The following is a 6,275-nucleotide window of genomic DNA, read 5'->3' as shown; positions in this document are numbered from 1 at the left end:
CACTCCAATGAATCAGTTCGTTGCCATCATTTACCAAACCTGGGCGGTTAACTTCAACATAGGTATTAAAACGTTCGTCGATTAAAGGCGTAACTTTTCCGGTAGCAATATCAACCGTACCGATGTCGATACGTTTTAAATCGCGACTGGTGCGTGAAAAATAGAACCTGCTATCATTACCCAACCAAATAGACGGACGGAATTCGTTATCACGGTCTTTATTTAATGATGGTTTGCTCCAAACCGAAACACTTTGATCTTTAAATGCGGCAACACTCAGTTTTTTATAAGATTTTGCAGCAAAATCGAATAGCAAAACTTCATCCTGAGGGGCTTCAGCCTCTCCCGGCATTTGATATTTATAAGTTTCTAACGTCGGACGGCCAGGTGTAACACTATTAATTACCCAAAGATCTTTAACCTTACGCGAATCGGTTCTATCCAATACGAAATATTTCGAATTCGGCGACCAAAGCACATAAGCACCACGGCGTTTTTTATTATTTTTTTCGTTCTCTACATTGTTTTCACCATCGCCATCACTTCCGTACGAATAGAATTTAACACCGTCTTTAGTGAGCTGATGTTCTACAATTGTACTGTCATCTTCATTTTTGACTGCTTTTTTGTAGTTGTCTTTATCCATCCAATACAGGTTGTAATTACGGGAAAAGATAATAGCCGACGAATCGGGCGCTACCGATCCCCATGATGGTTTTGGCTTTGGCTTACTGAAATTTGGCACCTCAGTTAATTTCGCGCTGGCCAGTTCGTATTTGAAAGAAAATATTTTCTTCTGCATAGAATCTGCAGCTTTTTTATCTTTTCTGTCTTTTTTCAATTCATCGACCGTGCTTTTGATTTCGAAAGAAATACTTTTTTCATCGGCCGCAAATTTTAGGTTTTCCAGCGGTAAATGTTCGGCATCGAATGGATCGCGAACAATCAGGGTAATATCTGCTGCCAGTTTAGCATTGTCAAACATCACTTTTTTGCTTTTTGATGCAGGATCCACGAGGTACCAGAATTTTCCTTTCGGGCTTTCAAAAGTGTACCAAAAACGGTTGCTCAACTTTAGCCAATGCGGATCTACAGCGGTAGAATAAACCATTTTTTTCAACTTATTTGGCGAAAAACGCGATGCAAGTTGATAATTTGCTTTAGGTTGTGACTGAATATTTTCGGTTAGGGTAAATGTTTTGTTTTGTGCAGCTACAGTTAAGGATAAAAACTGCGCACACAGCAGGAGTTTATAAAGTTTATTCATCAAAATTTGTTTGAGCCGCTAAATTATTTAATTAAAGCATATTAAGCAGGCTTTAATGTGTAATAAAAGCGATAGTTAGCTCAATTTTATGCATCAGAAATTAATTATTAACACAATTTATTTTGATGGTTAAATAATTGACAGATTTTATAGTTTTGTAGCTATATATCCTCATAATGAAATACAGCTTTTTAACCCTAATAACAGCCGGAGTAATCTTGTTTGCCAGCTGTCAATCTAAATCTCAAACAGAAAACGCCACGGCTAAAGATTCTACTACGCAGACTTCTAAGACTGCTACAGGTGCGGGAACACCGGTTGACGTTTCGAAAATAAAGGTTGCCGATGCCAAAACCATTTTAGCCCGGAAACAGGTACCTATTTTATGCTATCACCAGGTAAGAAACTGGAAACCAACCGATGGAAAAGTAGGTAAAGATTATATTGTAGAAATCCAGAATTTTAAAGACCAGATGAAAATGCTGGCCGATAGTGGCTACCATACCATTTTACCCGATCAGCTTTATGCCTACCTGAACACTGGTGCTGCCCTACCGAGCAAACCCATTATGCTAACTTTCGATGATACTGACCTGGATCAGTTTACCATTGTACGCCCAACTTTAGATAAACTGGGTTATAAAGCCGTTTATTTCATCATGACCGTTTCGATCGGCAAAAAAGGCAAGTTTGTAGATTACATGAGCAAAGAGCAGATTAAACAACTTGCTGACGAAGGAAATGTGATCGGCAGCCACACTTACGATCATAAAAACTTTAAAAAATATGCAGGTAAAGATTGGGAAGAGCAATTAGATAAACCAACCAAAAAACTGGAAGAAATTACAGGTAAAAAGATGACAGAATTTGCCTATCCTTTCGGCTTATGGAATGCAGAAGGCATTCCTGAGCTTAAAAAACGTGGCTTTAGAATGGCTTATCAATTATCAACCAAACGCGATGAAAAAGACCCATTGTTTACGATCCGCAGGATTATTGCCAGCGGTTACTGGTCGCCTAAAACATTAAGCAACAGCATTAAAAACAGCTTTTAAATAAGACCATTGCTTCATGAAAAGTTTTCTACTCTACGGTGTGGTTTCTACACTACTTTTAACCTCGTGCCTGTCTTCCAAGGCTTCAAAAGAAAAAGCGGCTGTTGCAAACACTACTGAAACGGTTAAAACAGATTCGGCAAATACGAAACCTGCCGATAATAAAACCATTCTGACACGCAGAGAGGTGCCTGTTCTGTGTTACCACCAGATTAGAAACAACATTGCCAGCGATAGCAAAAGAGCTCACGACGACATTATTGCCCCTGATAAATTTAAAGGCCACATGAAAATGCTGGCCGATAGCGGTTACCATTCTATTTTACCCGATCAGTTGTACAACTATCTGGTTTACGGTGCTAAATTGCCTGAGAAGCCTATTATGATTACTTTCGACGATACGGATGAAGATCAGTTTACCATTGGGAATACAACACTGAAAAAATACGGCTTTAAAGGCGTTTATTTTATTATGACGGTATCCATCGGCAGAAAAGGGCGGATCAACTACATGACTAAAGAACAGATTAAACAGTTATCTGACGAGGGAAATACAATTGCCAGCCATACCTACGATCATAAAAACTTTGCACAGTTTACCGACGAGGACTGGACAACCCAAATTGATGCACCAACTAAAAAACTGGAAGAGATTACAGGTAAAAAAGTAGCATATTTCGCCTATCCCTACGGTGTTTTTAAAGCTTCAACTTTACACAAGCTGAAAGAACATGGCTTTAAAGCGGCATTTATACTTTCAACAACACGGGATGAAAACTATCCACTTTACACCATTAGGCGAATAATTGATCCTGGAAGATACACTGCAAAAAATTTATATTACAGCATCAACAAGAGTTTTAATAAAACAAAATCATAGCAAAGAGGTTTAAAACATAATGTGTTTAAACTTTTCACCATTAAACTTTATACCCTCCCTATGAAATATTATTTGCATTGTTTCCTTTTCGGATTACTCATTATATCTGCCTGTAACAACCCTAAAAATGGAGGCAATACCGCTGAAACAACAAATGATAGTACGGCGAATGCAAAGGCCGAACTTGCAGAAAGTTTTTACAAGAGGTTGGAAGGTACCATTGCAGGGAAAAAAGTAGTGATGCATCTGCAAAAGGTTGATGATGATGTAAGTGGTACCTATTACTATGACGGCTCGTGGCTTAACCTATCAACCGATACTTTAATCGGGAAAGATAGCATTATTCTCACTGAATACAGTTTTTATGAATCATACTTTACTCAGGATTTTAAATCGCCCCATTTAGCCTTAAAATGGAATGGAGATGGTTTTAGTGGCAATTGGGAAAGTGGTGATAAGATCAAAAAATACCCGATAGCTTTAACCGAAAAATACCCTGAGGGCAGTTATCCATTCAGTGCAGGCATTTATAAAGATTCGGTTAAGGCATTTGCCAATCAGCCAAAATCGCCTGCAGCTGAAATTAGCTTTGAATACCTGGAAAGTAAAAACAAGGATGAATATGGCAACTGGCTAAATGTGGAACTTAAAAAAATAGCTGGCATAAAATCTACTGTCGACCGCTCAATCGGTTTCAAAAATATTGCTGCTGCCTATTTCAAAAACTATAAAACGCAAGTTACAGAGCAATCGAAAAATAGCCGTGGCGACGATTTCCAGGCGTGGATGAATTATACCAACAACAGTCAGCAATCGGTTAATTATAACGATAATGGTTATGTAGTGATCGATTTCCTTGCTGATGCTTACACCGGTGGTGCACATGGCAATTACAGCAGCGTAATGTTTTGTTTAGATGTGAAAAACAAAAAACAAATGGTGCTTAACGATATCATCAAAATAGATTCGAATACCTTACAAAGTATTTTAGAACGTAATCTTCGTAAAGAATATAATGTTAAAGCTAAAGATGCACTAAGCACTGTTCTTTTTGATGACTTTATAAAACCGAACAAAAATTTTTATTTTAATGCGAATGGAATTGCTTTTATGTACAACCCATATGAAGTGGCGAGTTATGCACAAGGACAAATTGTAATATTTATTCCTTATTCTGATTTAAAGACTTATTTGGTGCCGGCTTTTGCACAGAGGATGGGAATTAAATAAATTACAGTTGATTATTGCTTAATACGTTAAATGTTAGAACCGGTTAATTGAAAACTTATCATCTGCGTTTATCATCTTAAATCAGCGGGAATAACTATGGATAAATTGTCCCCGCAGATTACACAGATTACGCAGACTTTTAACTCAACTACCTAGTGCAAATTGTAAACTGCCAACTGAAAACTTTACAGGATCTCTTTTACGATATAATCTTTACCATTAAACTTAAAGCTTTCATTTATTGCTTTTCCAATCAAAAACCTTCCGATTGGCGAAGCCTGCGATACTGCAAAGAATTTTTGTCCATCGGTATTAAGTTCACCAGCACTGATGCTAATATAAAAATTACCTTCTGAGGTTAAAACCAAACTTCCGTTTTTAACCAGGCGATCTGATTCTACATTTTCGATCTGTTGTAATGCAATTTTCTGTTGTCCGGCTTCGTACAGTAATTTACTGTTGCGGTCCATCTCCTGCTGCATCATTTCGCGCGTAGTTTCGTATTTATCGCCTGCACTACTTTTTGTATCATCATTCGAAGCTTGCCTGGCCTGTTGCAGAGAATATTCAATATTTTCTATCCTATTTTGAATAAAAGTTAAGCAAAGCTGATAAAGTTTAGATTTTAATGCAGACATATAATAATGGGAAATGTAAACGGATGATATTAAAGGGTAGATAATCTATTTCCTTAAGGCAAAGGCCTGTTTTAAAATAGATTCAATTTTCTTTTTGGGGATATCTTCGAGGTGGTTGATCAATAAAATTTTCATTCTGGCTCTTTTCTCTTGCAACAAATCTTCGTGCTCAATTTTATTTCCATCAACTAAACCGATATAAGGCTGATGGAGCTTTTTGTGTGTCCAAAGATAGCAGAACATTTTTCCTTTATGGTAATAAAAAGGCATCCCATATTTCCAATGCTCTGTAATATCAGTATAGCCCATTAAAAGCGACCTTAAGTACTGAAGGCAACTTTTAATCGACTCATCTTTTTGTTCGAAATAATTATCAAGAGGATTTAACATAATATTAGATGCTGTATAGTCCATAGTCTTCAGTCCGTAGCCTGAAGTCGATTAACCGCATCTACCAATGAACCATTGACTAATGAACAAATGAACTACCCTTCGATCCACCTCACCTTTTCTTCCATCGAAGTTCGGTTAGGCGCCCAGGGTTTTTCGTTATGATAGCCCATGTAAAATAAGCCAATGCACTTTTCATTTTCACCCAGGCTTAAAAAATCACCTAAATTATCAATTAAAGGTGGGGAGCTCCAATAGACACCTACCTGCAGGCTTTCGGCAGTTAAGGCCATATTTTGAACAGCACAGGAAACGGCCGCCAGCTCTTCCCATTCGGGTATTTTACCACTCACCTGCATATTGATGGCAATGATGCAATCGGCCTGACCCGTTTTTTCGGCGAAGCTGTCGTATTTTTTCTGTAAAAACTGTTGCGGACTAACCAATTCCTTATATAATTTACCCAGTTCTTTACCAAGTTTTGTTAATCCCGCTTTTCTGATCACGACAAAACGCCAGGGCTGGGTTAATTTGTGTGTTGGTGCATAATTGGCAGTCTCTAAAATCTGGTTGATTACCTCAACCGGAATTTCTTTTTTTATATAGCTTGCAGGAAAAATACTGCGACGTTCTTTTATAACTTTTGAAACAATATCGTATGTTGTACTCATTTGGTAAAAATAGCTAAAAGCTGAAAGACTAAAGCTGAAAGAGAGAGAGAAATTCGACCTCTAATAAAAGATTTGACGCTATGCTAACTGAAAACTTCAAACTGTGAATTGCAAACTGTCAACTGCGAACTGATAACTGCTTCC

7 protein-coding genes are annotated in these 6,275 nt (G+C 37.6%); 3 read left to right on the top strand and 4 right to left on the bottom strand.

Going from position 1 to position 6,275, the window contains the following annotated elements:
• The coding region (locus AC1DND_RS15740) for a DPP IV N-terminal domain-containing protein (RefSeq protein ID WP_477582989.1) at positions 1–1,267 on the bottom strand (1,267 nt) is incomplete at its 3' end.
• A 176-nt stretch (positions 1,268–1,443) separates the two neighbouring features.
• Here AC1DND_RS15740 and AC1DND_RS15735 point away from each other — a divergent pair.
• From AC1DND_RS15735 to AC1DND_RS15725, 3 genes are read left to right on the top strand one after another with little or no spacing between them, the layout of a single operon-like run.
• A complete protein-coding gene (locus tag AC1DND_RS15735; protein ID WP_477582987.1) occupies positions 1,444–2,322 on the top strand; it encodes a polysaccharide deacetylase family protein in 879 nt (292 codons plus the stop codon).
• A gap of 16 nt (positions 2,323–2,338) precedes the next feature.
• Positions 2,339–3,202 (top strand): polysaccharide deacetylase family protein, encoded by an 864-nt coding sequence (locus AC1DND_RS15730; RefSeq protein ID WP_477582985.1) that lies wholly within the window; start codon positions 2,339–2,341, stop codon positions 3,200–3,202.
• Positions 3,203–3,262: 60 nt separating this feature from the next.
• Entirely contained in the window at positions 3,263–4,432 is a 1,170-nt protein-coding gene (locus AC1DND_RS15725) for an RsiV family protein (RefSeq protein ID WP_477582984.1), read from the top strand.
• 185 nt (positions 4,433–4,617) lie between these two features.
• On the opposite strand, the gene AC1DND_RS15720 is transcribed toward AC1DND_RS15725, so the two are convergent.
• The 3 genes from AC1DND_RS15720 to AC1DND_RS15710 form a co-directional block, all read right to left on the bottom strand.
• A complete protein-coding gene (locus AC1DND_RS15720) occupies positions 4,618–5,070 on the bottom strand; it encodes a hypothetical protein (RefSeq protein ID WP_057933407.1) in 453 nt (150 codons plus the stop codon).
• Positions 5,071–5,115: 45 nt separating this feature from the next.
• A complete protein-coding gene (locus tag AC1DND_RS15715) occupies positions 5,116–5,460 on the bottom strand; it encodes a DUF1801 domain-containing protein (RefSeq protein ID WP_477582982.1) in 345 nt (114 codons plus the stop codon).
• A 95-nt stretch (positions 5,461–5,555) separates the two neighbouring features.
• Complete coding sequence (locus AC1DND_RS15710; RefSeq protein ID WP_477582980.1) at positions 5,556–6,131, bottom strand: nitroreductase family protein; 576 nt, start codon at positions 6,129–6,131, stop codon at positions 5,556–5,558.
• Positions 6,132–6,275 lie beyond the last annotated feature (144 nt).

It is taken from the genome of Pedobacter sp. 01N416, from assembly GCF_056399685.1.
Note: the sequence above shows the minus strand (reverse complement) of the source record. Positions and strands in the feature narration are given on the sequence as shown.